This is a genomic window from Micromonospora sp. NBC_01740, from assembly GCF_035920365.1.
In the GTDB taxonomy this organism is placed as follows: Bacteria; Actinomycetota; Actinomycetes; order Mycobacteriales; family Micromonosporaceae; genus Micromonospora; species Micromonospora reichwaldensis.
This window is the reverse complement of the sequence record NZ_CP109150.1, coordinates 5,747,394-5,773,546: the sequence shown is the minus strand read 5'-3', so window position 1 is coordinate 5,773,546 and position 26,153 is coordinate 5,747,394. Positions and strand designations below refer to the sequence as shown.

24 protein-coding genes are annotated in these 26,153 nt (G+C 74.0%); 13 read left to right on the top strand and 11 right to left on the bottom strand.

Annotation, left to right across the window (positions count from 1 at the left end):
• Window positions 1-38: 38 nt before the first annotated feature.
• Genes OG989_RS25565 through OG989_RS25555 form a run of 3 tightly spaced genes read left to right on the top strand, consistent with a single transcriptional unit; the run spans window position 39 to window position 2,318 of the window.
• Complete coding sequence (locus OG989_RS25565; protein ID WP_151453157.1) at window positions 39-965, top strand: lysylphosphatidylglycerol synthase transmembrane domain-containing protein; 927 nt, start codon at window positions 39-41, stop codon at window positions 963-965.
• Window positions 966-976: 11 nt separating this feature from the next.
• Complete coding sequence (locus OG989_RS25560; protein WP_327028726.1) at window positions 977-1,633, top strand: GTP cyclohydrolase II; 657 nt, start codon at window positions 977-979, stop codon at window positions 1,631-1,633.
• Window positions 1,626-2,318 carry a RibD family protein gene (locus OG989_RS25555; RefSeq protein ID WP_327028725.1) on the top strand — a complete coding sequence of 231 codons (693 nt, stop codon included), beginning with the start codon at window positions 1,626-1,628 and terminating at the stop codon, window positions 2,316-2,318. Before OG989_RS25560 ends, OG989_RS25555 begins: the two co-directional genes overlap by 8 nt.
• On the opposite strand, the gene OG989_RS25550 is transcribed toward OG989_RS25555, so the two are convergent.
• Complete coding sequence (locus OG989_RS25550) at window positions 2,285-3,421, bottom strand: FUSC family protein (protein ID WP_327028724.1); 1,137 nt, start codon at window positions 3,419-3,421, stop codon at window positions 2,285-2,287. The two genes, OG989_RS25555 and OG989_RS25550, sit on opposite strands and share 34 nt — an antisense overlap.
• Window positions 3,422-3,754: 333 nt before the next feature.
• On the opposite strand from OG989_RS25550, the gene OG989_RS25545 reads away from it, so the two are divergent.
• Both OG989_RS25545 and OG989_RS25540 read left to right on the top strand, forming a co-directional pair.
• Window positions 3,755-8,308: a HAMP domain-containing protein gene (locus OG989_RS25545; protein ID WP_327031235.1), complete on the top strand. Its 4,554-nt coding sequence runs from the start codon at window positions 3,755-3,757 to the stop codon at window positions 8,306-8,308.
• Window positions 8,309-8,529: 221 nt separating this feature from the next.
• Window positions 8,530-10,140 carry a hypothetical protein gene (locus OG989_RS25540; RefSeq protein ID WP_327028723.1) on the top strand — a complete coding sequence of 537 codons (1,611 nt, stop codon included), beginning with the start codon at window positions 8,530-8,532 and terminating at the stop codon, window positions 10,138-10,140.
• A 49-nt stretch (window positions 10,141-10,189) separates the two neighbouring features.
• Here the strand turns inward: OG989_RS25540 and OG989_RS25535 are convergent, their stop codons facing one another.
• The 4 genes from OG989_RS25535 to OG989_RS25520 form a co-directional block, all read right to left on the bottom strand.
• Window positions 10,190-10,756, bottom strand: coding sequence for a GNAT family N-acetyltransferase (locus OG989_RS25535; RefSeq protein WP_327028722.1), 567 nt, complete (start codon window positions 10,754-10,756; stop codon window positions 10,190-10,192).
• Window positions 10,757-10,856: 100 nt separating this feature from the next.
• On the bottom strand, window positions 10,857-11,696 hold the full coding sequence (locus tag OG989_RS25530) for an ABC transporter ATP-binding protein (protein WP_327028721.1): 840 nt from the start codon (window positions 11,694-11,696) through the stop codon (window positions 10,857-10,859).
• 47 nt (window positions 11,697-11,743) lie between these two features.
• Window positions 11,744-12,769, bottom strand: a complete 1,026-nt coding sequence (locus tag OG989_RS25525) for a FecCD family ABC transporter permease (protein WP_327028720.1) — start codon at window positions 12,767-12,769, stop codon at window positions 11,744-11,746.
• Window positions 12,766-13,842 (bottom strand): FecCD family ABC transporter permease, encoded by a 1,077-nt coding sequence (locus OG989_RS25520; RefSeq protein WP_442791966.1) that lies wholly within the window; start codon window positions 13,840-13,842, stop codon window positions 12,766-12,768. The genes OG989_RS25525 and OG989_RS25520 overlap by 4 nt, the downstream gene beginning before the upstream one ends.
• Window positions 13,843-13,932: 90 nt before the next feature.
• On the opposite strand from OG989_RS25520, the gene OG989_RS25515 reads away from it, so the two are divergent.
• On the top strand, window positions 13,933-14,970 hold the full coding sequence (locus OG989_RS25515) for an ABC transporter substrate-binding protein (RefSeq protein ID WP_327028719.1): 1,038 nt from the start codon (window positions 13,933-13,935) through the stop codon (window positions 14,968-14,970).
• A complete protein-coding gene (locus OG989_RS25510; protein ID WP_327028718.1) occupies window positions 14,967-15,812 on the top strand; it encodes a siderophore-interacting protein in 846 nt (281 codons plus the stop codon). The genes OG989_RS25515 and OG989_RS25510 overlap by 4 nt, the downstream gene beginning before the upstream one ends.
• Window positions 15,813-15,876: 64 nt before the next feature.
• Here OG989_RS25510 and OG989_RS25505 read toward each other — a convergent pair whose 3' ends face one another.
• Window positions 15,877-16,362, bottom strand: a complete 486-nt coding sequence (locus OG989_RS25505; RefSeq protein WP_327028717.1) for a GNAT family N-acetyltransferase — start codon at window positions 16,360-16,362, stop codon at window positions 15,877-15,879.
• Window positions 16,363-16,460: 98 nt separating this feature from the next.
• On the bottom strand, window positions 16,461-16,958 hold the full coding sequence (locus OG989_RS25500; RefSeq protein WP_327028716.1) for a DinB family protein: 498 nt from the start codon (window positions 16,956-16,958) through the stop codon (window positions 16,461-16,463).
• Between the two features lie 202 nt (window positions 16,959-17,160).
• Here OG989_RS25500 and OG989_RS25495 point away from each other — a divergent pair, with 202 nt between their 5' ends.
• Window positions 17,161-17,601, top strand: coding sequence for a hypothetical protein (locus tag OG989_RS25495; RefSeq protein WP_151453136.1), 441 nt, complete (start codon window positions 17,161-17,163; stop codon window positions 17,599-17,601).
• 146 nt (window positions 17,602-17,747) lie between these two features.
• On the opposite strand, the gene OG989_RS25490 is transcribed toward OG989_RS25495, so the two are convergent.
• Entirely contained in the window at window positions 17,748-18,035 is a 288-nt protein-coding gene (locus OG989_RS25490) for a hypothetical protein (protein WP_225851988.1), read from the bottom strand.
• 243 nt (window positions 18,036-18,278) lie between these two features.
• On the opposite strand from OG989_RS25490, the gene OG989_RS25485 reads away from it, so the two are divergent.
• The 4 genes from OG989_RS25485 to OG989_RS25470 all read left to right on the top strand — a co-directional run bounded on the left by OG989_RS25485 (window position 18,279) and on the right by OG989_RS25470 (window position 21,113).
• Window positions 18,279-18,641, top strand: coding sequence for a YciI family protein (locus OG989_RS25485; protein WP_151453137.1), 363 nt, complete (start codon window positions 18,279-18,281; stop codon window positions 18,639-18,641).
• Window positions 18,642-18,662: 21 nt separating this feature from the next.
• On the top strand, window positions 18,663-19,052 hold the full coding sequence (locus OG989_RS25480; protein ID WP_225851989.1) for a YciI family protein: 390 nt from the start codon (window positions 18,663-18,665) through the stop codon (window positions 19,050-19,052).
• A complete protein-coding gene (locus OG989_RS25475; RefSeq protein WP_151453139.1) occupies window positions 19,049-20,293 on the top strand; it encodes an RNA polymerase sigma factor in 1,245 nt (414 codons plus the stop codon). The genes OG989_RS25480 and OG989_RS25475 overlap by 4 nt, the downstream gene beginning before the upstream one ends.
• Window positions 20,294-20,414: 121 nt before the next feature.
• On the top strand, window positions 20,415-21,113 hold the full coding sequence (locus OG989_RS25470) for a class I SAM-dependent methyltransferase (protein ID WP_151453140.1): 699 nt from the start codon (window positions 20,415-20,417) through the stop codon (window positions 21,111-21,113).
• A gap of 111 nt (window positions 21,114-21,224) precedes the next feature.
• Here OG989_RS25470 and OG989_RS25465 read toward each other — a convergent pair whose 3' ends face one another.
• Window positions 21,225-22,796 (bottom strand): NAD(P)/FAD-dependent oxidoreductase, encoded by a 1,572-nt coding sequence (locus OG989_RS25465; RefSeq protein ID WP_327028715.1) that lies wholly within the window; start codon window positions 22,794-22,796, stop codon window positions 21,225-21,227.
• Window positions 22,797-23,023: 227 nt separating this feature from the next.
• On the opposite strand from OG989_RS25465, the gene OG989_RS25460 reads away from it, so the two are divergent.
• Window positions 23,024-24,277 carry a hypothetical protein gene (locus tag OG989_RS25460; protein WP_327028714.1) on the top strand — a complete coding sequence of 418 codons (1,254 nt, stop codon included), beginning with the start codon at window positions 23,024-23,026 and terminating at the stop codon, window positions 24,275-24,277.
• 6 nt (window positions 24,278-24,283) lie between these two features.
• Here OG989_RS25460 and OG989_RS25455 read toward each other — a convergent pair whose 3' ends face one another.
• Both OG989_RS25455 and OG989_RS25450 read right to left on the bottom strand, forming a co-directional pair.
• Window positions 24,284-25,516 carry an MAB_1171c family putative transporter gene (locus tag OG989_RS25455; protein ID WP_327028713.1) on the bottom strand — a complete coding sequence of 411 codons (1,233 nt, stop codon included), beginning with the start codon at window positions 25,514-25,516 and terminating at the stop codon, window positions 24,284-24,286.
• Between the two features lie 12 nt (window positions 25,517-25,528).
• On the bottom strand, window positions 25,529-26,002 hold the full coding sequence (locus tag OG989_RS25450) for a hypothetical protein (RefSeq protein ID WP_151453144.1): 474 nt from the start codon (window positions 26,000-26,002) through the stop codon (window positions 25,529-25,531).
• Between the last annotated feature and the right edge of the window lie 151 nt (window positions 26,003-26,153).

Below are 26,153 nucleotides of genomic sequence, written 5' to 3'. Positions count from 1 at the left end.
GCGCCCACCGGCGAGGCGAGCGTCCGGGACGGGCCCGGCTGGTGGCGCGCCGGTGCTGGCCATGGGTGCGGACGCTCGGCGGCGGGGGCGTGCTGGCCGTGCTGCTGGGCTGGCTGGGTGCCGGCCCGTTCCTCGCCGGGCTCCGCCTGGTCGACGGCCCGGCGCTGGCCGCCGCCGTCGCCATCGGAGCGCTGACCACAGGCTGCTGCGCCTGGCGGTGGAGCCTCGTCGCCAACGGGCTGGGGGTGCGGCTGCCGCTGCCGACGGCGCTCGCGCACTGCTACCGGGCGGTGTTCCTGAACTCGACTCTCCCCGGCGGTGTGCTCGGCGACGTGCACCGGGCGGTGCGGCACGGCCGCGACGTCGGCGACGTCGGCCGGGGGGTGCGCGCGGTGGTGTGGGAACGCGTCGCCGGGCAGGTCGTGCTGGCCGCCGTGGCGGTGGTCGTGCTCGCCGCGTTCCCGTCGCCGGTGCGGCCCCACCTGCCGGTGGTGGCGGCGCTGCTGGCCGCCGCCGGGCTGGGCGTCGTCCTGCTGGCCCGCGCGCTGCCCACCGCCGGGCCGTCGCGGTGGGCGCGCGCGGCGCGTGCGGCGGTGGCCGACGTGCGCGCCGGGCTGCTCGGCCGCCGCGCCTGGCTGGGCGTGCTCGTGGCCTCCACCGTGGCCGTCGCCGGCCACCTCGCCACGTTCGTGCTGGCCGCGCGTACCGCCGGCTCCACCGCGCCGCTGACCCTGCTGGTGCCGCTGACCCTGCTGGCGCTGCTGGCCATGGGGGTGCCGGTGAACGTCGCCGGCTTCGGCCCCCGCGAGGGCGTGGCCGCGTGGGCGTTCGGCGCCGCCGGCCTGAGCGCCGCCGAGGGCGTCGCCACCGCCACGGTGTACGGGGTCCTGGTGCTCGCCGCCAGCCTGCCCGGCGCCGCCGTCCTGCTGGTCCGCCGTGCCCGCGTGCCCGCCGGCACCGTCTGACGAGGAGCCCGATGTCCGAATCCCCGCCCGCCGCCACGGTCCGTACGCAGGTCACCGTGCCGCTGCGGTTCCCCGACGGATACCTCACCACCGCCCGGGTGTTCTCCTTCGACGGTCTCGTCGACGGCCGGGAGCACCTCGCGTTCGGCCTGGGTGACCGGGCCGGCCCCGTCGACAGGGCCACGGCGCGCCCGTCGCCGCCGCTGGTCCGCCCGCACAGCGAGTGCCTGACCGGGGACGTGTTCGGCAGCCGGCGCTGCGACTGCGGCCCCCAACTGCGCGAGGCGGTCGAACGCATCGCCGACGCCGGCGGCTACCTGCTCTACCTGCGGCAGGAGGGACGCGGCATCGGCCTGTACGCCAAGCTCGACGCGTACGCGTTGCAGGACGCCGGGCTGGACACCTACGAGGCGAACCTGGCGCTGGGCCACCAGCCCGACGAGCGGGACTACACCGTGGCCGCGCAGATGCTCGCCGCTTTGGGCGTGGACCGGGCCGCCCTGTTGAGCAACAACCCGGACAAGGCGGCACAGCTTCAGCGGCTCGGGGTGACGGTCACCGCGCGCGTACCCACCGGGGTGCACCTGTCCCCGGCGAACGCCGGCTACCTGGCGGCGAAGGCCGGGCGTGGCGGGCACGCCCTCGACCTGCCCTTCGTCCGTGACTGACCGCCCGTACGTCCTGCTCAGCTGCGCCACGTCGATGGACGGCTACCTCGACGACGCGAGCGGGCAGCGGCTGCTGCTGTCCAACGAGGCCGACCTGGACCGGGTCGACGCGGTCCGGGCGGGCTGCGACGCGATCCTGGTCGGCGCGGGCACGGTCCGCCGCGACGACCCGCGTCTGCTGGTCCGTTCCGCGCGACGGCGCGCCGAACGGGTCGCGCGGGGCCTGCCCGCCTCCCCGACCAAGGTGACGGTGACCGGCTGCGGCGACCTGGACCCGACGGCCCGCTTCTTCACCACCGGCGACGCCGACCGGATCGTCTACTGTGCCACCCCGGCCGTGGCGAAGACGGGGGAGCGGCTGGCGGGCCGGGCCGCCGTGGTGGACGCGGGCGAGCCGGTGGACCCGGCGTGGCTGCTGGCGGACCTGGCCGGCCGGGGCGTGGACCGGCTGATGGTGGAGGGCGGGGCGAGCGTGCTCGGGCAGTTCCTCACCGCGGGCCTCGCCGACGAGCTGCACCTGGTCCTGGCCCCGTTCTTCGTCGGTGACGGGCGGGCGCCCCGGTTCGTCGGCGACGGGAGCTTCCCCTGGCATCCCGGTCGCCGGGCGCGGGTGGCGGAGACCCGCCAGATCGGCGACGTCGTGCTGGTCCGCTACGCGCTCTCGGAGCGCTGCGACGCCACCTGAGCGGGCACCACCCCGAGCGCCTCGTCCACCCGCTCCAGCACGGCGACGTCGTCGTGGCCGACCCCGCGCAGCAGGTCGATGGCGGTCGCCCGGATCTGGCCGACGATCATCGTGACGGGCAGCGCCGGGTCGGACGCGAGCAGCCGGCCGGCGACCCGGACCGCGGTCATGGCCGCCTCGTCGGCCCGGGCGGCGTGCCGGGCGGCGTCCTCGCCGGTCAGGTCCGTCGCGACGGCCTCGCCAGCGGCGCGTACGGCGGCGGCCAGGGCGGGGATCGCGTCGCCCAGTTCCGGCGGCGTGTCGGTGCACAGCCGGGTCAGCGTCACCCCGGCGCGGGCCAGGACCCGGACGTTGCGCACGGCGTAGTCCAGCTGCCGGGCGGTCGCCTCCACCTCCCGTACCTGCCCGACGTGCCGCCGCCGGCGGACCCGGAACCGCAGCGTCTCCCCGGTGGCCCGGACCGCCGTGCGCAGCCGGTCCACGCAGTCGTCCAGTTCCCGGGCCCGGTCCAGCGCGGTCCGGGCGGCGGTCTCGTCGCAGCGGGCGAGCGCGTCGTCGAGCGCGTCGAGCACCTCGGCGAGGTCGGCGAAGCTCTGCCGGGCCTCCCGCACCAGCGGGGCGAGGGGGTCGCGGGCCGCCAGGAGCTGGCTCGCGGCCAGCGCGACCGCGCCGCCGATCAGCGCGTCGACGAATCGGAAGGGCATCAGCGTGCCGCTGGGCGCGGCGACCGCCACCAGGTACATCGCGGAGACCGCCGCCTGCACCACGAGGGTGGTGCGCGCCCCGATCGCCACCATCAGGCCGGTGGTCAGCAGCAGCACCAGGAAGACGGTGCCGGTGCCGGGGCCGAGCGCGTACACCAGCAGCTCGGCGACGAGCACCCCAGCCGCGACCCCGAGCAGGATCTCCACCGTCTGCCGGACCCGCCGCCCCCGTGCCTCGCCGAGGACGACCAGCGCGGCCGTGGGCGCGAAGAACGGGTCCGGGTGGCCGATCACCCGCGCGGCGAGCATCCAGGCGACGGTCGCGGCGAGGGTCAGCTCGACCACGGTCATGCCGTCGGCGCGGATCCGCCCGCGCGCGCCCCGCCACCACTGTCGCACCGTCGGCACTCCTTCTCCGGCGGGGCGCGCTCCACACCGGACCCGCCCGCCGGGCCGGCGTCGAGGACCGCCCCGGCGAGTCCCCCGTTCCGGTCGGACCGGTTCGAGCGTCGCCTCTACCCGCGCCGCGCCCCTGGTAACCGTGCTGGTGCGCAGCCGCCGGACGGCCGGCGTCACGGGGTGCCGGCCGGCGCGCGTGCGGCGACCGGGCTGTGCATACTTGCGCGGTCGATGTTGTGCCGGCGGGCAGGCCCCCGGCTGCTGCGCGAGGTGGTTGTGGTGGTCGAGAAGACGGCGTCGCGGCGCAACCCGGCGACCGGAGGGGCCGCGGCGATGGCCGATCCGGGGCTCCGGCAGCTGCTGGCCGGCCTGACGGCGGTACGCGACGGTGACTTCGGCACCCGGCTGCCGGAGGACGCCGACGGCCTGCTCGGGGAGATCGCCACCGTCTTCAACGGCATGGTCGACCAGTTGTCGCTGTTCACCTCCGAGGTGACCCGGGTGGCCCGGGAGGTGGGCACCGAGGGGCAGCTGGGCGGCCAGGCCGAGGTGCCCGGGGTGTCGGGCACCTGGAAGGACCTCACCGACTCCGTCAACGCCATGGCGGGCAACCTCACCGACCAGGTCCGCGACATCGCCGAGGTGGCCACGGCGGTGGCCCGGGGCGACCTGTCGCAGAAGATCACCGTGGACGTGCGCGGCGAGATCCTGGAGCTGAAGATCACCATCAACACGATGGTGGACCAGTTGTCGTCGTTCGCCGACGAGGTGACGCGGGTGGCCCGGGAGGTCGGCAGCGAGGGCCGCCTCGGCGGCCAGGCCGAGGTGCCCGGCGTGGCCGGCACCTGGCGCGACCTCACCGACTCGGTGAACTTCATGGCCGGCAACCTGACCAGCCAGGTCCGCAACATCGCCCAGGTCACCACGGCCGTGGCCCGGGGCGACCTGTCGCAGAAGATCACCGTCGACGCCCGGGGCGAGATCCTGGAGCTCAAGAGCACGATCAACACGATGGTGGACCAGCTGTCGTCGTTCGCCGACGAGGTGACCCGGGTGGCCCGCGAGGTCGGCACCGACGGGCGGCTCGGCGGTCAGGCCCAGGTCAGCGGCGTGGCCGGCACCTGGCGCGACCTCACCGACTCGGTGAACTCGATGGCGGTCAACCTCACCGACCAGGTGCGCAGCATCGCGCAGGTGGCCACGGCGGTGGCCCGGGGCGACCTGTCGCAGAAGATCACCGTCACCGCGCACGGCGAGATCCTGGAGCTGAAGAACACCATCAACACGATGGTGGACCAACTGTCGTCGTTCGCCGACGAGGTGACGCGGGTCGCCCGGGAGGTGGGCACCGAGGGGCGCCTCGGCGGCCAGGCGGACGTCAAGGGCGTCTCCGGCACCTGGAAGGACCTCACCGAGTCGGTCAACGTCATGGCGGACAACCTCACCGCCCAGGTGCGCAGCATCGCCGAGGTGACCACCGCCGTGGCGAAGGGCGACCTGACGCAGAAGATCCGGGTCGACGCGCGCGGCGAGATCCTGGCGCTGAAGGAGACCATCAACACGATGGTCGACCAGCTCTCCGCGTTCGCCGACGAGGTGACGCGGGTGGCCCGGGAGGTGGGCACCGAGGGCCGCCTCGGCGGCCAGGCCCGGGTGTCCAACGTGGCCGGCACCTGGAAGGACCTCACCGACAACGTCAACGAGATGGCCAACAACCTCACCAACCAGGTGCGCTCGATCGCGCTGGTCGCCACGGCCGTCGCCCAGGGCGACCTGAGCCGGCAGATCACCGTGGAGGCCAAGGGCGAGGTGGCCGTGCTCGCGCAGACCATCAACACGATGGTCGGCACGCTCGGCGCCTTCGCCGACGAGGTGACCCGGGTGGCCCGGGAGGTCGGCACCGAGGGCCGCCTCGGCGGGCAGGCGCGGGTGCCGAACGTGGCCGGCACCTGGAAGGACCTCACCGACAACGTCAACTCGATGGCGAACAACCTCACCGGCCAGGTCCGCAACATCGCCCAGGTCACCACGGCCGTGGCCCAGGGCGACCTGACCAAGAAGATCGACGTCGACGCGCGCGGCGAGATCCTGGAGCTGAAGACCACCATCAACACGATGGTGGACCAGCTGTCGTCGTTCGCGGCGGAGGTGACCCGGGTGGCCCGGGAGGTCGGCAGCGAGGGCCGCCTCGGCGGCCAGGCCGAGGTCGAGGGCGTCTCCGGCACCTGGAAGCGGCTCACCGAGAACGTCAACGAGCTGGCCGGGAACCTCACCCGCCAGGTGCGCGCCATCGCCGAGGTGACCAGCGCCGTGGCCACCGGCGACCTGACCCGCTCCATCACCGTGGACGCCCCCGGCGAGGTCGGCGAGCTGAAGGACAACATCAACTCGATGGTGGAGTCGCTGCGCGAGACCACCCGCACCAACCAGGAACAGGACTGGCTCAAGACCAACCTGGCCCGCATCGCCGGCCTGATGCAGGGCCACCGCGACCTGGACGTGGTCGCCGGTCTGGTGATGAACGAGCTGGCCCCGCTGGTCTCCGCGCAGCTCGGCACGTTCCTGCTGGTGGACGACGGCCCCGGCGGGACCGGCCTGCGGGTCGTCGGCGGGTACGGGCACGACACCTCCGGCCGCCGGTACGCCCTCGGCGACTCGCTCGTCGGGCAGGCCGCGGTGAGCAAGCGGGCCATCGTGGTGGACACCGTGCCGGCCGACTACGTCACCGTCTCCTCCAGCCTCGGCGCCGCCGCCCCGCTGCACCTGGTGGTGCTGCCGATCCTCTTCGAGGACCAGGTGCTCGGCGTCATCGAGCTGGCCAGCATGAGCCGCTTCACCGAGGTGCAACGCGACTTCCTCGACCAGCTGACCGAGACCATCGGCGTCAACGTCAACACCATCGTCGCCAACGCCCGTACCGACGTGCTGCTCACCGAGTCGCAGCGCCTCGCCGCGGAGTTGCAGGCCCGCTCGGAGGAGTTGCAGGCCCGCTCCGAGGAGCTCCAGCGCTCCAACGCCGAGCTGGAGGACAAGGCGGCCCTGCTGGCCCGGCAAAACCACGACATCGAGACGAAGAACTCCGAGATCGAGCAGGCCCGGCAGGAGCTGGAGGCCCGCGCCCAGCAGCTCGCCCTCGCCTCCAAGTACAAGTCGGAGTTCCTCGCGAACATGAGCCACGAGCTGCGTACGCCGCTGAACTCGCTGCTCATCCTCGCCCAACTGCTCGCGCAGAACCCGAACCGCAACCTGACCGCCAAGCAGGTGGAGTACGCGACGGTCATCCACTCGGCCGGCACGGACCTGCTCCAGCTGATCAACGACATCCTCGACCTGTCCAAGGTGGAGGCCGGGAAGATGGACATCAACCCGGAGACGTTCGAGCTGGCCGCGCTGCGCGACTACGTCGACGCCACCTTCCGGCCGCTGACCACGCCCCGGGGCCTGGAGCTGGAGATCAGCACCGGGCCGGGCGTGCCGACCGAGCTGCACACCGACGAGCAGCGGCTGCGGCAGGTGCTGCGCAACCTGGTCTCCAACGCGGTCAAGTTCACCGAGAAGGGGCGGGTACGGCTGCGCATCGAGCGGGCCGCGCCGGGTGAGTTGCCCGAGGGGCTCGCCCAGACGGACGTCTTCCTCGCGTTCCGGGTGATCGACACCGGCATCGGCATCGCCGAGCAGCACCTGACCGCGATCTTCGACGCCTTCCAGCAGGCCGACGGCACGACCAGCCGGCGGTACGGGGGCACGGGCCTCGGGCTGTCCATCAGCCGGGAGATCGCCCACCTGCTCGGCGGCCGGATCCAGGCGCGCAGCGTGCTCGGCCGGGGCAGCACGTTCACCCTCTACCTGCCCGTCGGGCCGGTGCCCGCCGGGACCGGCGACGCGGCGGTCCCGCACGACCGCCCGACCGGCGCGCTGCCGGCCGCGGGCCGTGCCGGCGCGCTGCCCTGGACGTCGCCGGCCACCCTGCCGTGGACGCCCCCGGCCACCCTGCCCTGGACGCCGCCGGCCACGCTGCCGCCGGCCGTGACCCTCCAGCCCGGCGAGGTCCGCCGGATGCTGGTGTTGGAGCGTCACGACAAGGGGCTGCTGACGCTGCTCGCCCAGGGCGTCGCAACGGACCTGGGCGACGCCCACCCGCCGGTGGAGATCTCCACCGCGGTGGACGTGGCCTCGGCGGTCGAGGCGCTCGCCGCCGGGCGGCACCACGTCCTGGTGCTCCAGCTCGACCTGCCCGACGACGGCGGTACGAACCTGCTGAAGGCGCTGCACGACGATCCGGCGCTGCGCGGGGTGCCCGTGCTGGCGTACCACGGACACCCGCTGCCGTCGGGCTCGCAGGCCCTGTTGCAGGCGTTGACCCACGAGCGGCCGCTGGAGGTCCTGCGCAGCCTGGACGACCTGCGCGAGCGGATCGCCCTGCACCTCACGGCGGTGACGCCGGAGCGGGTGCTGCCGTTCGCCCCGGTGCTGCCCGACGTCCGTCCCGTCGTCGACGCCCTGCCCGGCGACCTGGCCGGGCGCAAGGTGCTGGTGGTGGACGACGACGCGCGCAACGTCTTCGCGCTGACCAACATCCTGGAGCTGCACGGGCTCGACGTGGTGTACGCGGAGAACGGCCGGCAGGGCGTCGAGACGCTGATGCGTCACGACGACATCGACCTCGTGCTGATGGACGTGATGATGCCGGAGATGGACGGCTACGCGGCGACGGCGGCCATCCGCGCCATGCCCCGCTACGCCGACCTGCCGATCATCGCGGTGACCGCGAAGGCCATGCACGGCGATCGGGAGAAGAGCATCTCCTCCGGCGCCAGCGACTACGTCACGAAGCCGGTCGACGCCGCCGACCTGTTGCAGTGCATCCACCGCTGGCTGCACGGCTGAGGCCTCCCGCCGGGCCCCGAGGGCGTACCGCCGGGTGGCATCCGCCCGCTGCCGCCCTTCCGCCCGGGCGGCTCCGCCCCCGTCGCCGGTCCCGGCGGCGGGGGCGAGTCGGATTTCGGCCCGTCGCCAATGCGACTTGCCGCATCCGCGTGGTGACGCCGGGTGCTCCCATGTCTCCCACTGGTCCGCACCGGGCGGGCCGACGGAAACGGAGAGTGCGAGTGGGACCCAACCTGCTGCGCCGCGTCGCCACGGCGACCGTGGCGCTCAGCTGCGCCGTCATCGGGACGGTGGTGGCGGCGACGGGGCCGGCGGCGGCCAGCCCGATCCGCAACAGCACCCCCTGGTCGGTGCTGCTCTGCAAGTTCAGCGACAAGCCGGCGGAGCCCCGGGCGCCGTCGTTCTTCGCCAACTTCCTCACCGACGCAGGCCTCGGCACCTCCGGGGTGGCGGACTACCTGGCCGACCAGTCCGGTGGCCGGGTCTCGCTGGCCGGCTCGGCCGTCCGGGGCTGGTACACGATGCCGTACACCCTGGCGCAGTACCAGTCGATCGACCGCGGCACCCGCATCCAGCGCTGCGTCGACACCGCCGCGGCCAACGGCTACACCGTCCCCGCCGGGCACCGCACCGCCGTCATGCTCAACGACTGGGTCGACTCCGGGGCCGCCGGCGGGCGGGTGCTGCTCGACCCGGGCGCCTGGAACGTCGGCTTCGCCGCCCACGAGATGCTGCACGGCTACAACCTGGGGCACTCGTTCTCCAACGACACCACCTACCAGAACGCGCCGTGGTCCCAGCCGGGGGAGTACGACGACCCGTGGGACGAGATGAGCGCGATGCACATCCACGCCTTCGCCACGGCGAACTACGGCACGAGCGCGGTCGGGGTCAACGCGTTCCACCGCGACGAGCTGGGCTGGCTGCCGAAGAACCGGGTGTTCACCATGGCCGCCGACGGGGTGGGCTCGCGGAGCATCACGTTGGCGCCGCTGGAGGTGCCCTCGGCGAGCGGCCCGCAACTGGTCCGGATCCCGTTCGACCCCGCCGACACGTTCCACTACTACACCGTGGAGTTCCGCCGTAAGACCGGCTGGAGCGCCGGCATCCCGGCCGACACGGTCCTGCTGCACGAGGTCCGCAACGGCACGCCCACGCTGCTGCGTACCGGGCCCGGCGGCGGTCCGGCCCAGTCGCTCAACGCCAACGGGGTCCAGATCGGCGTGAACTGGATCTCGGGCAACTCCGCGTCGGTCACCGTCACCACCGACGTGGTGAACCGCTGCCTGCAGGGGTACGTCTGGCGGGAGGCCCGGCCGGGCGACATGGTCTGCGTCACCGGGGCGACCCGCAGCCAGGTGTGGGCGGACAACGCGGCGGCCCCGAGCCGCTGGACCAACGGCGCGTACGGCCCGCACACCTGCATCTCCGGCTACGTGTGGCGGGAGGCGTACGCCGGTGACGACGTCTGCGTGACCGGCGCCCAGCGCACCCAGGCGGCCTCGGACAACGCCGCCGCGACGAGCCGCCGCAACCCGGCGCGCCTGGTCGCCGGGCCGAACACCTGCGTCAGCGGGTACGTCTGGCGCGACGCCGACCAGTCCGACTACGTCTGCGTCACCGGGACGACCCGCTCCCAGGTGCTCGCGGACAACGCCGTCGCCACGAGCCGCTGGGTCAACGGCCCGTACGGCCCGCACACCTGCGTCGCCGGCTACGTGTGGCGCGACGCGTTCCTCGGTGACGACGTCTGCGTCACCGCCACCCAGCGCAGTCAGGCCGCGGCGGACAACGTCGCCGGCCCGGGCCGGGTGCTGCGGCCGGGCGGCTGAGCCCCCGACGCTCCCCGGGTGGGCGACCGCCCGGGGAGCGTCCCGCGTCTCAGGGCCGGCCGGCCTCGAAGGTCTCCCGGTCGAGGAAGAGCAGCCGGGCCCGCTTGCCGTTCACGTCGATCAGCGGGCCGGCGACGAAGCCGGTGCGCCGGAGCCGCTCGACCGCCTTGTCGTTGCGCGCGTCCGGCTCCATCACGACGCGCCGGTGTCGCGGGTCGGCGAAGACGAAGTCGAGGAACACGCGCAACAGGGTGCCGGTGAAGCCCCGCTCGACCGCGCCGGGCGGGCCGATCAGCAGGTGGGCCCCGTGGTCGCCGGGCTGGACCGGGTAGCACTCGCCGACCGGGTCGGCGGCCGGCTCGTAGGTCTGGAACAGCGCCACCGGTGTGCCGTCGCGGTGGGTCAGCCAGGCGTGGTGGGTGGGCAGCGAGTCGAGGTAGCGGTAGATTTCCTCGACCCGGTCGCGGCCGGCGTCGCGCATGCCCCAGAACCGGGCGCGTTCCTGGCTGACCCAGGCGTGGATCAGGTCGGTGTCGGTGTCGGGGTCGACGGGTCGGATCGTCACCCGGCCGAAGCCGTCGACGTCCTGTCGGTAGGTGCTGGCGAGATCACGCATCGTGTGCCACCGTACGGTGATTCCGGTCGATGCGCGAGTAGGTCGACCCGTGGCGCGGCGCGGGCCGGCAGGCGGGCCGCGCCGGGGGTGCGAACGCCCGTCACCCGCCCACCTTGCCTCCGCCGGCGGTGACCGCCGGGGCGCTCGCGGCGGCCCGGCGGCGGGCGGCGGGGACCACCAGCGGGGTACCGGTCTCCGGGTCGTCGATCACGCGGCAGGGCAGCCCGAAGACCTCCTCGACCAGCTCGGCGGTGACCACCTCCCGGGGCACGCCGGCGGCGACCACCTCCCCCTCACGCATCGCGATCAGGTGCGTCGCGTAGCGGGCGGCGTGGTTGAGGTCGTGCAGCACCGCCACCAGCGTGCGGCCCTGCTCCTCGTGCAGCCGGGCGCAGAGGTCGAGGATCTCGATCTGGTGGGCGATGTCCAGGTAGGTGGTCGGCTCGTCGAGCAGCAGCAGGGGGGTCTGCTGGGCCAGCGCCATCGCGATCCACACCCGCTGCCGCTGCCCGCCGGAGAGCTCGTCGACGGCCCGGTCGGCCAGGTCGGCGACCCCGGTGGCGGCCATCGACTCGGTGACCACCCGTTCGTCCTCGCGCGACCACTGCCGCAGCAGCCCCTGGTGCGGGTACCGGCCGCGGGCGACGAGTTCGGCCACGCCGATGCCGTCCGGTGCGATGGACGTCTGCGGCAGCAGGCCGAGGGTGCGTGCCACGCTGCGGGCCGGCTGCCGGTGGATGTCCTCGCCGTCGAGCAGGACCGCCCCGGCGGCCGGCTTCAGCAGCCGGGACAGGGCCCGCAGCAGGGTGGACTTGCCGCAGGCGTTGGGGCCGATGATGACCGTGAAGGACCGGTCGGGCACGGCGACGCTCAGGTCCTGCGCGATGGTCCGCCGCTCGTAGGCGAGGGTCATCGCGGTGCCGCTCAGCCGGGACTGCATGCTCGGTGCTCCGTTCTCGTCGTGGGTGGCCCGCCGGCCGCGCCCGGTCACAGTCGGCCGGCCCGGCGCTCGGTGGCCAGCAGCCAGACCAGGTAGGCGCCGCCGAGCACGCCGGTGACGACGCCGACCGGCAGTTGGTGCCCGGGGAAGGCCCGCAGCGCGAGCTGGTCGGCGGCGACCAGGAGAACCGCGCCGACGGCCGCCGAGGGCAGCAGGTTCGGCCCGGGGGCCCGGGTCAGCCGCCGCGCGAGGTGTGGCGCGGTGAGGGCCACGAAGTTCACCGGCCCGGCGGCGGCCGCCGCGAGGGAGACCAGCAGCACCGCCGCCGCGAGCACGACGAGGCGCAGCCGCTCCACGCGTACGCCGAGGGCGGCGGCGGTGTCGTCGCCCATCTCGACCAGCCGCATCGCCGGCCCGTAGCCGGCCAGCATGAGGGGCACCAGCACGCCCAGCGCGATCAGCAGCGGCAGCGCGTTCGACCAGCCGCGACCGTCGAGGCTGCCGGTGAGCCAGAGCACGGCGCGGGCGGCGTCCATCAGGGGGGCCCGGGTGAGCAGCCAGCCGTTGACGCCGGTGAGGATCGCCATGGTGCCGATGCCGACCAGGATCAGCCGGTACCCGTGCACGCCGCGCCGCCAGGACAGCGCGTAGACCAGCGCGCCGGTGACCAGCCCGCCGACCACCGCCGACGAGGCCAGCGCCACGCTGCTGCCGCCGAGCACCACCACGACGAGCGCCCCGGTGGCCGCGCCCTGGGTGAAGCCGAGCATGTCGGGGCTGCCGAGCGGGTTGCGTACGAGGGACTGGAAGACCGCGCCGGCCAACGCCAGCGCGGCGCCGACGCAGAGGGCGGTGACCACCCGGGGGAGCCGTAGCTCGGTGACGATGAACTCCTCGGCCGGGGTGCCCCGGCCGGTGAGGGCGCGCAGCACGTCGGCGGGGCTCATCGGGTAGTCGCCGCTGCCGATGGCGAGCACGCCCAGCGCCAGGGCCAGCAGCACGCAGGTGACGCCGACGGCGACGGCGCGGGGACGCAGCCGCAGGGACAGGCCGCCGGTACGCAGGGTGATCACGGGTGGGCCACCCGTCCGCGCTGCACCAGCCAGAGGAAGAGCGGCCCGCCCGCCACGGCGGTCACGAGCCCGACCTGGAGCTCGCCGGGGCGGCTCAGCACCCGCCCGAGCACGTCGGCGCCGAGCAGCAGCACCGGTGCCAGCACCGCGCAGTACGGCAGCAGCCAGCGCAGGTCCGGCCCGGTGAGCGCACGCACCAGGTGCGGCACCAGCAGCCCGACGAAGACGATCGGCCCGCAGGCGGCGGTGGCGGCGCCGCAGAGCAGCGTGATCGCCAGGATGACCGCGCCCCGGACCAGGGCCGGGCGGGCGCCGAGCGCGCGCGCCGCGTCGTCGCCGAGGGCGAGGGCGTTGAGCGGGCGGGCGACGGCCAGGGCGACCAGCAGGCCCGCCGCCATGAACGGCGCGACCGTGCGGACGGTCGACGGCTCGGCGCTGGCCAGCGAGCCGACCGTCCAGAACCGCAACCGTTCCAGCGAGGCCGTGTCCACCAGCATCACCGCGCTGACGTACGAGTAGAGGGTGGCGTTGAGCGCCGCGCCGGCCAGCGCCAGCCGGGCGGGGGTGGCCCCGCGCCCGCCGCCGACGGCGTACACGGCGGCGGTGACGGCGGCCGCGCCGAGCAGCGCGAACCACACCTGCCCGCCGACGCCACCGACGCCGAACAGCAGCGCCCCGGTGGCCACCGCCGCCGCCGCGCCGGCGTTGATGCCGAGCAGGCCGGGGTCGGCGAGCGGGTTGCGGGTCAGCGCCTGCATGACCGCGCCGGCGACGCCGAGCGCCGCCCCGGCGAGCAGGCCGAGCAGCGTTCGCGGCAGCCGCATGCGGTGCACGACGGCGTACTCGGCGGCGTCGCGGTCCAGCAGGCCCTGCCACACGTCGGTGAGGGGAAGTTGTTTGGCGCCCACGGCGATGCTGAGCACCGCGACGGCCGCGAGCAGCAGCACCGACGCCGCGAGCCCGGCGGCCCGCAGGGCGGCCCGGCCGGGCCGGCGTACGGCCGGCGGTGCCGGCGGCGCGCCGACGCGGGGGGAGAGGGTGGCGGACAGTGTGGGCTCCGATTGGTGCGGAATTCCGAACGGGACTTGACAGCCGTTTAGGTTAGGTTAACCTAACCCCGCTGTCCATGGTCATTCGCCCGACCCTGATCGAAAGACACCGCCATGCCGCATCCCGTGTCCGCCCGCCGCCTCTCCCGCCGGGGCCTGCTCGCCGCCGGTGGCGCCGCCACCCTGGCAGCCCTGCTCGCCGGCTGCGGCGGGGACGAGGAATCCGCCGCCCCGGCCGCCAAGGACTCCGGCGGGCCGTGGTCGTTCACGGACGACCGCAACGAGAAGGTGAGCGCCCCCGCCCGGCCGACCCGGGTGGTCGCCTTCACGGGGGTCGCCGCCGCGCTTGTCGACTTCGGGCTCGACAAGCAGATCGTCGGGGTGTTCGGCGAGACCAAGCGCTCCGACGGCAGCAAGGACCCGCAGGCCGGCGACCTCGACGTCGAGTCCGTGGAGATCCTCGGCAACGTCTGGGGCGAGTTCAACCTGGAGAAGTACGCCGCCCTGCGGCCCGAACTGCTCGTCACCCACATGTACGACCCGGGCGCCTTCTGGTACGTGCCGGACGAGAGCAAGGGCAAGATCCTCCCGCTCGCCCCCACCGTCACCGTGACCACCGCGCGGGTGCCGATGACCAAGCCGATCGAGCGGTACGCGCAGCTCGCCGAGTCCCTCGGCGCCGACCTGTCCGCCAAGAAGGTCACCGACGCCAAGGCCCGCTTCGAGGCCGCCGCCGAGTCGGTCCGCCAGGCGGTCAAGGCCAACCCGGGCATCAAGGTGCTCGCCTGCTCCGGCAGCCCCGACCTGTTCTACGCCTCCAACCCCAAGGTCAGCACCGACCTGATGTACTTCGCCGAGCTGGGCGTCGACATCGTCGTCCCCACCAAGCTGGAGGCCGGCGACTACTTCGAGGCGCTGAGCTGGGAGAACGCGGGCAAGTTCCCGGCCGACCTGCTCCTGCTCGACAACCGCGCCTCGGCCCTGCAACCCAAGGACATGGCCGCGAAGCCGACCTGGCAGCAGCTGCCGGCGGTCAAGGCCAACCAGGTCGCCGCCTGGGACGCGGTGCCCCGCTTCTCGTACGCCGGCGCCGCGCCGCTGCTGGAGAACCTGGCCGCCGCCATCAAGGGCGCGAAGAAGGTCACGTCGTGACCACCGCCGTCGCCGTGCAGTACCGCCTCTTCGCCGCGCAGGTCGTCGGCGCCCGCCGCGTCGGCGCCTCCCTGGTCCGGGTCACCTTCGGCGGGCCGGAACTGGCCGACTTCGCCGGTGGCGGCCGGGACCAGAGCGTCTCGCTGTTCCTGCCGCACCCCGGTCAGCCCGAGCCGGTGCTCCCCGTCGGGGCCGGGGAGGACTGGTTCGGCGCCTACCGGGCCATGGACCCCGACGTGCGCGCGGTGATGCGCTCGTACACCATCCGGGAGCAGCGCCCCGAGGCGGCCGAGGTGGACATCGACTTCGTCAGCCACGGCGACACCGGCCCCGCCTCCCGCTGGGCCCGGCACGCCCTGCCGGGCGACCGGGTGGTGCTGCTCGGCCCGGCCGTGCACGACAACCGCAGTGTCTGCTTCCGGCCCCCGGTCGGCACGGACTCGGTCCTGCTGGTGGCCGACGAGACCGGGCTGCCGGCCGCCGCCGGGATCCTGGCCTGGCTGCCGCCCGGCACCCCGGTGCGGGCCTGGATCGAGGTCCCCGACGCGGGGGACATCCAGGAACTGCCCACCGAGGCGCGGGCCGAGGTGCGCTGGATCGTGCGCGGCGCCACCGCCCCCGGCAGCACCCTGCTGGCGGACGCGGTGCGCGCCGCCCGGCTGCCGGCCGGCACCCCGTACGCCTGGATCGCCGGCGAGTCCTCGATGGTGCGCTCGGTGCGCCGGCACCTCGTCGGGGAGCGCGGCCTGGACCGCCGCCACGTCACCTTCTCCGGCTACTGGCGCCGGGGCGCCTCCGAGGACAACCTGCGCGCCGAGGCCGTCGCCAAGGCCGCCGTCTGACGATGCCCGCCGCGCGCCGCGTCCCGCCCCGATGGGACGCGGCGCGCGGCGTCCGGCCGGTCGCTCAGAACTCCCGGTACATCACGTGCAGGCCCACCCGGCCGAGGGTGGGATGCCGGAACGCGCCGGGCACCGTGCCCACCACGTCGAACCCCTCCCGCCGGTACAGCTCCACGGCGGTGGCGTTGCTCGCCACCACGGCGTTGAACTGCATGCCGGCGTACCCCCGCTCGCGGGCCCAGTCGACCGCGTGCCGGCACAGCGCGGTGCCCACGCCACGCCCGCGCGCCGCGCGGGCCACCATGAAGCTGGCGGTGGCGACATGCGCGCCCGGCCCGGGGCGGTTGGTGCCCATCTTCGCGGTGCCCAGCACCGCGTCGCCGTCGACCGCGACCACCGTCCGGCCGGGCGCGGCCTCCACCCACATGTCGTACGCCTGCTCGGCGGTCAGCTCCGGGTCGTAGGGGAAGGTCTCCCGCGCCCGGACCACCTCCTGGACGATCGGCCACACCTGGGCCCAGTCGGACTCGTGGAACTCGCGGATCCGCATCCGGCGGATGCTAGGGACGGCCCCGGCGCGGCGGCAAGGCGTTTACCGGCGGGGAGGGTGCGCCGGCGGCCCGGGACGGCGGTGCGGACGTCCGCGCACTACCCGTCGACGAGCTGCTCCCGGAGGATGTCCGCGTGCCCGCAGTGCTGGGCGAGCTCGCGCAGCACGTGGAGATACACCCACCGCAGCGGAAGCGGGCCCCGCCGGTTCCCGTGCAGGATGTCGTCCAGCCCCAGGGACGACGTCGCGCGGCGTGACGCTTCGCAGGCTTCGCGGTGTGCGTGCTGGACGGTGGCGATCGTGTCGTCGTCATCGAGGATGAACGACTCGTCCGGCGTCGCGGGGATGCCGATCTCAGCGCGCGACCGGCACGTGACGGCTTCGTCGAACCAGACCTTCTCGACGAAGGTCACGTGCTTCACGAGGCCCAGCAGCGTGGTCCGGGAGGCCACCAACGAGCGGCGCGCCTGTTCCTCCGTCAGCCCGTCCAGGCAGCCGTTGAGCGCGCGACGGTGCTCGTCGAGGAACGCCTCGAACTGGGCCCGGGCTGGCTGGGCGACGACCTGGTCGGCGAAGGTGGGCGGGTAGGAGGGCATGGGAGAAGCATTCCAGACCGGCGCCCGGGAGCAGTGTCGGACATCGGCAGGTGGCCCAGGCCGAGGGCGGATGGTGCGGCTGGTACGGCGGGTCTGCGGACGTGACCGCCGACGGGTGCGCCAGGACGACGTTGATGACGCGGACCCGCTCGCCGCGGCCGGGGTTGTCGTCGGCCGGCGGTCGACAGGCTAGTTTGCTCGGATGAGTTCCCTCGATGACGTCGCGAGGCGTGACGGCTGGCGGTGCTGGGTGTGCGACGAGCCGGTCGACGCCGGCATGTCGGTGAACGACCCGCGTGGTCCCAGCGTCGACAGCCGCACCGCCGACAGGAAGGCCAAGGTCGCCGAGCGACTCGCGCACCGTGCCTGCAACACCCGCAAGGGCGCGGTCAAGGTGGTCATCGCCTGGCCGGACCACCTGCACGTGGTGGAGCCCGCGCCACTGATCACCGTCGCCGAGCGACTCGAACGCAAGGGCGGTCGCGAGCTGGTCGCCCGCTGTCCGAGCAGGAAGGACGCCCAGGCGGCGGCGGACTGGCTGGTCGACCGGTTCTCCCGGCTGGTGCCCGGACTGCCGGTGACCGCGAGCGTCGACGCGGGCGGCGGACAGTACCTCGTCGCCCTGGCCGCCGGCCGCCGCTGACCGGTGGCCCTGGTCGGCGCGTCGCCGACCAGGGTCCGATCCGTGAGCGTCCGGCAGCCCGGGACCCGAGCCGCCCCGGCGCTGCGGCACACCGCGCTCACCGGCCGTCTCCAGCCGGTGGCGTCGGTGGGCGATCAGTTCCCCGATCAGAAGGGGGGTGCGTCCTCGCCCATCAACGCCAGCACGACGCCTCCCTTCCCGCTCTTGAGGCCCTGGACCACGACCTTGCCGGTGCTGCCGTCGGGCAACTCCAACGTGAAGGTCTTCCCGACCGCGTTCTTGGGGCCGTTGCCGGCGCTGTTGGCGGGTCGGAAATCGCCCGCCCACGGCGGGGTCCCACCCTTGCGGGCGGGCTCGGCGAAGAGCGCGGCGGTGCCGGGGGTCCGGGTGCCGTCGGAGGAGAGGAGCACTGAGGCGCTGCGATAGGTAGCCATATGCGCCAAGGCTATCCCGGACTGTGCCCGTTCGCGCCACCACAACTGCCGGGTGACGCGAACGGTTTCGGCGAACGACGGTGACCTCGTCTCACCCCTCGTGCCGCATCCTGGACCTCGATTCTCCGATGATGGTGTCGTATCGGGGCGTGGCCGTTCGTGGAACCAGTGTGCGGCGGCCGGCTGGGCCGTTGGACACGAGGAGCCGGCAGGGCCCTCGTCCGGGACCGAGAGGAGACAACCATGACGGAGTACCTGATCACCTTCAACGACGAGTGGGTGCCCGAACACACGGCGGAGCAGCTTCGCGAGAAGAGCAGGGCCGGCTGGGCCGTGATGGCGGACATGCAGGCCGAGGGCGTCCTGCTCTTCAGCAACGGGGGGCTCGACCGGTCCACCGCGGTGTGCAGCGTCGAATCAGTCGACGGTAGGCCCGTCTTCACCGACGGCCCGTACGTCGAGACCAAGGAGCACCTCGGCGGCTTCGCCGTCGTGGACGTGCCCGACGACGAGGCGGCGCGACACTGGGCCGGCAGGCTCGCGACCGCGCTCGACTGGCCGCAGGAGGTGCACCGGTTCAGAGGCCCCGGGGCGCGCCCGGCGTAACGGCGCCGGGGAGAAGTGAGCGTGGTGCCCAGATACCTGCTGTCCGTCCACGGACCGGCCGAGCCCACCGAGCTCGGCACCCACCCCTCCCAGGAGGCCGTGCCGCAGGCGTTCGCCGACACCGGCGCCTTCGACGAGAGGCTCCGGCGGGACGGTCACCTCGTCTTCACCGGCGGCCTGGCGCCCGCGACGACCGCCACCACCGTCGACGGGCAGGGCGAGCGGCCCGTTCTCACCGACGGGCCCTACCTGGAGACGAGGGAGCACCTCGACGGCTTCTGGGTCATCGAGGCGGCCGACCTCGACGTGGCCCTGGCCCTCGCCGCCGAGGGGTCGAGAGCGTGTCGCGGTACGGTCGAGGTGCGTCCCTTCCGAACCGGGGCATCCGTCCGAGCGCTGCCGGAGCCATGACCGATCCCACCGTCGAGCAGGCGATCACCCGTGTCCACCACGAGGAGTGGGCGCGGGTGGTCGCGGGCCTCGCGCGCCGTTTCGGCGATCTCGACGTCGCCGAGGAGGCGACGGCCGAGGCGTTCGTGGCGGCCGCGGAGCGGTGGCCGCGCGAGGGCGTACCGTCCAATCCCGGCGGTTGGCTCGCCACCACCGCGACCCGCAAGGCGATCGACCGGCTCCGTCGCGAGTCACAGCGCGACGCCAAACACCAGGCGGCCCGGATCATGTACGACGACACCCCTGCTGAGCCGACCGGCCCGGTCGAGGACGACCGGCTCAGACTGATCTTCACCTGCTGCCACCCCGCGCTCGCGTCGGAGGCCCGGGTGGCGCTCACCCTGCGCCTGCTCGGCGGCCTCACCGTGCCCGAGATCGCCCGCGCCTTCCTGGTGCGGGAGACCACCATGGCGCAACGCATCACCCGCGCCAAGACGAAGATCAAGGCGGCGCACATCCCCTACCGGGTGCCCTCGGCCGACGACATCCGCGAACGGCTCGCCGGCGTGCTCGCGGTCGTCTACCTCGTCTTCAACGAGGGCTATCTCGCCAGCGAGGGGGACGCCCCGGTGCGCGTCGACCTCACCGACGAGGCGATCCGCCTCGGCCGCCTGCTCCGGACCCTCCTCCCGGACGACGGCGAGGTGGCCGGCCTGCTCGCCCTGATGCTCCTCACCGACGCCCGGCGCCCGGCGCGCGTGTCCCGCACCGGGGAGCTGGTGACCCTCGCCGAGCAGGACCGCGGCGCCTGGGACCGCACCCTCATCGCCGAGGGCAACGCCCTTCTCCGCGAGCGGATCGAGGCGATGGTGACCGGCGGCGACCCACCCGGGCGCTACCAACTGCAGGCCGCGATCAACGCGGTCCACACCGACGCCCCGTCCGCCCGGGACACCGACTGGTCCACCATCGTCGCGCTCTACGGGCGCATGTCGCTGCTCGACCCCTCACCGATCGTGCGGCTCAACCGGGCGGTCGCGGTCGCCGAGGTCGACGGCCCCGGGGTCGGGCTCGCCGAGATCGACCGACTCGCCGACGCCCTCGACGGCTACCACGCCTTCCACGCCGCGCGCGCCGACCTGCTGCGGCGACTCGGGCGCGGCGGCGAGTCGCGGACGGCGTACGACCGGGCCATCGGTCTCGCCGGCAACCCCGCGGAGCGGGCCTACCTCACCCGCCGCCGCGACCAGCTCGCCGGCTGACCGCCACCTGGAGCCAGCCCGTTGACTGGCGTCGACCGGAGCGCGGCAGGGGCAGTGGCGGCTCGACGACCGTGGCAGGATCGCGCTTTCGACCCCGCCGCGATGCCGAGGAGACAGCCTGGTGAAGGCCGACCACTACGACAGCTTCGCCGAGCGCTACAGCGCGGACAACGAATCCAACCTGATCAACGGCTACTACGAGCGGCCCGCGATGGTCGGGCTCGCCGGGGACGTGGACGGCCGGCGGATCCTCGACGCCGGCTGCGGTTCGGGTCCCTTGTCCGCGGCGCTTCGCGAGCGAGGGGCCGTCGTGACCGGCTTCGACTCCAGCCGGGCGATGGTCGAGCTGGCCCGACGGCGGCTGGGCGGGGACGCCACGCTGCTGGTGGCCGACCTCAGCGAGCCGCTTCCCTTCGCCGACGGCGCGTTCGACGACGTCGTCGCGTCCCTGGTCCTGCACTACCTGGAGGACTGGACCGCGCCCCTGGCCGAGCTGCGACGAGTCCTGAGGCCAGGGGGTCGCCTCATCCTGTCCGTGAACCACCCGATGGTCTACCCGGCGGTGAACCCGGGCGCCGACTACTTCGCCCTCGCACGGTGGTCGGAGGAGTACACCTTCGACGGGCACACCGCGGAGCTGACCTACTGGCACCGGCCGCTGCACGCGATGACGGCTGCGTTCACCGACGCGGGCTTCCGCCTCTCGGTCGTCAGCGAACCCCCCATGTCTCCCGAGACCCCGCGCGAGATCCTGCCTCCACATCTCGTGGACCGCACCACGTTCATCTGCTTCATCTTCTTCGTCCTCGAAGCGCACTGAGCCCGGGCCGGTCCGCCGCCGTACGCCACCGGCGTTCCCTCCCGGGCCTGCGCCGACGGTGCCGAACCCTCCCGAGCATCCGCCGACGGTGCCGAACGCGCAGCCGGCGGCTCAGCCGAGGCGCACGTGAGCCGGCCGTTCGGGCCGGGCGGTGCCGGTGCCGCTGCCGGTGCCGTCGAGCGTCGTGCCGACCGGAACGGCGGGCCGGGCGGGTACGACGGGCGCGTCCCGGCCGGTGCCCCGGTGGCCGTCCCCGTCGTGGCTCGACTCCTCGTGGTAGTCCTGCTCCACGTTGACCGACCACACGTCGTGCCGGGTGCCGCAGGCGATGTTCTCGGCGGTGAGCATCGCCGTCAGCATCGAGTGGTCCTGGTTGTTGTAGCGGTGCATGCCGTTGCGGCCCACCGGGTGGACGTTGGGCACCTCGCGCGCCAGCCAGTCCCGGATCACGTCGACGTTGTGCTGGTAGCGCTCGTCGTAGACCGGGTACGCCTTCGGCATCCGCACCACGTACCCGGCCTCGACCACCCCCGGCCGGACCAGACCGAGCCGCTCCAGCTCGGCCGTCGCGGCGGCGACCAGCTCGGCGTCCGGCGTACGCCAGGTCTCGTCGTCCTCGAACACGAAGTACTCCAGGCCGAGGCAGGTGCGGCCGTCCTTGACCAGGTGCGGCGACCAGGAGCCGAAGTTCTGGATCCGGCCGACCTTCACCGCCGGGTCGTGCACGTAGATCCAGTTGTCCGGGAACGAGAACTCCTCCGGCACCACCAGCGCGACGGTCAGGAAGTCCCGGTACCGCAGGTCGGCCGCGGCGGCCAGCACCTCCGGCGGGGCCGCCGGGCGCAGCGCGGCGACCAGCTCGGAGATGGGCATCGAGGAGACGACGTGCTCCGCCGGCTCGGTACGCTGCCCGCCGGCCCCGTTGACGGTCACGGCGACGGCCCGGCGGCGCTCCGGGTCCCGGTGCACGGCGGTCACCCATGTGCCGGTGTCCACCCGGCCCCCGCGTCGGCGCACCTCCTCGGCGCAGCGTTCCCACATCATGCCCGGGCCGAGCTTCGGGTACTGGAACTCCTCGATCAGGCTGGTCACGTCCTTGCGGTTGCGTCTGGGCAGCACCGCGTTGCGGACCGCCTTGGCCAGCGACAGGTTCTTGATCCGCTGCGCGGCCCAGTCGGCCTGCAACCGGTCGGCCGGCATCCCCCAGACCTTCTCGGTGTACGTCTTGAAGAACATCGAGTAGAGCCGCCAGCCGAACCGGGCCGAGACCCACCCCTCGAAGTGCGACTGGTCCTTCGGCGGGCGCAGCCGGGCCCGCGCGTACGAGCCCATGCACAGCGCGGCCTCCCGCACGCCGAGGTTGCGCAGGGCGTTCGCCGCGCTCAGCGGGTAGTCGAACAGGGCGCCCCGGTAGTAGATCCGGCTCATCCGGGGCCGCAGCAGGAAGTCCTCGTCGGGCAGGATCTCGTGCCAGAACTCCTCGACCCGGGCCACCTTGGTGAAGAACCGGTGCCCGCCGATGTCGAAGCGCCACCCGTCCCGCTCGACGGTGCGGCTGATCCCGCCCACCACCTCGTCGGCCTCGAACACCCGGACCGCGCTGTCGCGCCGGAGCAACTCGTACGCCGCGGTCAGGCCCGCCGGTCCCGCGCCGATGACCACCGTGCCGTGCTCTTCGCCCATGCCCGTCGCCCCCTGCTTCCGCCTCCCGGAGGCGGCCCGCTTACCCGGCACCGGCCCGAACTCACCCCGGATCCCCGTCCGCTCCCGGGACACCCCGACGGGCGGAGCGCCCGGGACGCCCCGCGACGCGCCTGGCGCCCGGCTCCGCGCCGGGATCGCGCCGACGTGTCAACGGCCCCGGAACGGGGATGTGGCACCGGTCGGGCCGCCGGACCGGGAGACGCGTGATGGACAGTGGGCGGGCCGTCTCGGGCCGGCGGTGGCGCACGCTGCCGGCCCGGCTGGCCGGGCGCGGGCACGACCTGCGGCGGGCGGCGTCGCGGGCCGCCGGCCGGATGCCGACGCCGTGGCTGTTCGTCCTCGCCGTCTTCCTCGGTACGAAGATCGTGCTCAGCGCCCTCGGGGTGCTCGCGCTGAGCGCCTTCGACGACGTGCCCTGGGCCCCGCCGCCGGACGAGACGATGATGCGCGAGCAGCAGCGGGCAGTCTCGGGGCACCGCGCGGTCGCGCTCTGGTTCGCCTGGGACTCCTTCCTCTACGACCGCCTGGCGCAGCTCCCGCTCGACGAGCCGTGGCCCGACTTCGGCTTTCCCCTGCTCTACCCGTTCCTGGCCCGTCCGCTGGCTCCGCTGCTGGGCGGGGACACCGCACTGGCGTTGCTGCTCGTCGCGAACGTCGCGTTCCTGCTGATGCTCTTCTACGCCCACCGGCTGGGCGAGCGGCTGCTCGGCGACGACGCCTCCGCCCGTCGGTTCGTTCGCTACCTCGTGCTGCTGCCGGCCGGGTTCCTGTTCCAGGCGGCGCTGACCGAGTCGCTGTTTCTCTGCCTCGCGCTCGCCGCCTTCCACTACGCCGAGCGGCGGCGCTGGCTGCTCGTGGGGGTGGTCGGCTTCTTCCTGGCGACGAGCCGCTCGGTCGGGTTCCTCGTCGTGCTCCCGCTGGCCCTGGTCCTGCTGCGCCAGCACGGCTACCGGCTGGGCCCGCGCGCGTGGTGGGCGTACGTGCGCGTCGGCTGGCCGCTGGCGCTGGTGCCCGCCGGCTGGCTGGCGTTCATGGCGTTCTGCCGGTGGCAGAGCGGCGACTGGTTCGCCTACAAGCACGCCCAGGAGACGGGTTGGGGCATCCGGGTGCAGAACCCGCTGGCGGTGCTGTGGCACGGCCTGACCGGCAGCCCGCCCCGCGACGCCCTGCGGGTGTGGGTCGCCGTGCTGGTGCTGGCGGTCCTGCTCGCGGGCGCCCGCCGACTCGGGCTGCCCTATCTCGTGTACGGGCTGACCATGGTCCTGGTGCCGCTGTCGATGGGGCCGCCGGTGTACAAGAGCCTGCTGCGCTATCTGCTGGCCGTCTTCCCGGTCGGCCTCGTGCTGGCCCGCTGGGCCCGCCACGCGGGCGCCGACGCCTGGCTGACCGCCGCCCTGGCCCTGCTCCAGGGCGCGCTCTTCGTCACCTGGCTCGCCTACTGGACCCACTTCATCATCTGAGCCCGCCTACGCCTCCCGCCTGCGCGCCGGGGCGTCCGGCGTACGGGCGGCGACCGCGCGCACCAGCTCCTCGGAGAGCGCCGTCGAGACCAGCGCCAGCCGACTCGCGTCGGCCTGCACGTCGGCCTGCGCGACCGCCACGCTCTGCGACTCCAGGGCCGGATCGACCTCCCGCGTCGCCGTCGCCCCCGAGGTGAAGCGCCGGAGCGCCACCAGGACCGCCGCGGCCTCACCGGCGGCGTCGGCACGCTCGATGCTCCAGCCGGCCGCCACCGCCCGCTGCCGGGCGGCGCCCGCCACGGACTCGTCGAGCGGGCCCAACGCACGCAGGCCGTCGCTGATCTCGACGCAGCGGCGGTAGAGCTGTTCGCCCAGGCGCCACGCCCACCGGGGGTCGACCTCCGGCCGGCGTGGGGGATGCAGGGCGATGGTCGGCATCGCCCGGTACAGCAGGTACCACAACGCGTGCAGGTCGCGGTGCGTGGCGTACCGGCGCGGCCAGGCGCGGACGCCGTCGACCGCCTTGCGTGCCGTCGCCAGCACGAAGCTGGCCCCGATCAGCGACACCGACAGCGTGATCAGCGTCTGCGTCGCGGCCGGCTCGGGCCACGGCGGCGCCACCCCGGCCAGCTTGAGGCAGATGAACAGGGCCTTGTGCGCGACGAATCCCGCACCGAAGGCCGCGCCGGCACTGAGCAGCCGCATGCTGGTCCTCAGCCGGGCGCCGGCGTAGCGCGCGTAGCCGGCGGACACCCGCAGGATGTCCACGACCGTCACCCCGAGGCAGGTCAGGAACGCGAGCATGTAGACGCCGACCGGTGGCAGGTCGCCGTACCGCTCGGCGAAGTGCAGGGGCTCGGACTCGGGGAAGTCGGCCCGCGAGAACGCCGCGACCATCACGCCGAACGCGACGGCGAGGAACACGCCCCGCCGCGCCATCAGCCGGCGTGCCCGCCCCGGGTCGCCCAGGTGCAGGAAGAGGAACTGGATCGCCGCCGCGGCGAGCAGCGCCGAGCCGTGCTCCACCAGCTTGGCGAGATTGGCCACGCCCGACACGCGGTCGAGCAGGCTGTGCACCGGCGCCCACCCGGCGGTGACGGCCACCCCCATCCCCAGGCAGATCCCCGCGCTCGCCAGGATCCTCGGGTTGGCCGGATCCCGACCCAGCGCCCTGAGCTTCACCAGGAACGCCACCGCGGCGACGCTGGCGGCGACCAGATGACCGACCGTGACGAGCACCGGATCTCCCGCCTAGTCCGTCAACGTCGCGGCGATGCGGTGCATGACGGCGGCCGTGACGCCGCCCAGCTCGTCGAAGGCCACGTCCTCGCCGCCGCCGTCGAGCCGTGCCCCCAGGTACGTCGCCAGCAGCTCCGCGTCGTGCTCCTGCTGCTCGTCGAACGTGGCGGGGGAGCGGGCGAGCACCCCGTGCGCCGCCGCCGGCTCACCCGTTCCGCCGGAGGGCACCGCCCGCGCGGTGTGCCGCAGGGCGATGTGCATCAGCTCGTGCAGGATCGTCTGGACGCGCAGCACGGGCGGCGCGTCGCGACTGAACAGGACGTAGTCGGTCCCGGCGGTCGCCACCCACAGCCCGCAGGGACCGGCCTGCCCGTCGACGCTCATCGCGGCGAGTTGGATGCGCCGACCGCGCGTGGTCTCGAGCGCGGACACCAGGCCCCGCACCGTCAGGGGCGACGGCAGGTCCACGTCGAGCTGGCGCAACAACCGCTGTCTCCGACGCCGTCGGTGCCACATCGTCCGCCATCACTCTCCCCGACGGGCCGCCAGCCCGAGAGACCCCCGTGTCGTGTCACCCGACCGTCGCGTCCACCCCGGACGGTCCACGCCCGTGCCGGCCGCGACGGCGCGGGTGCGG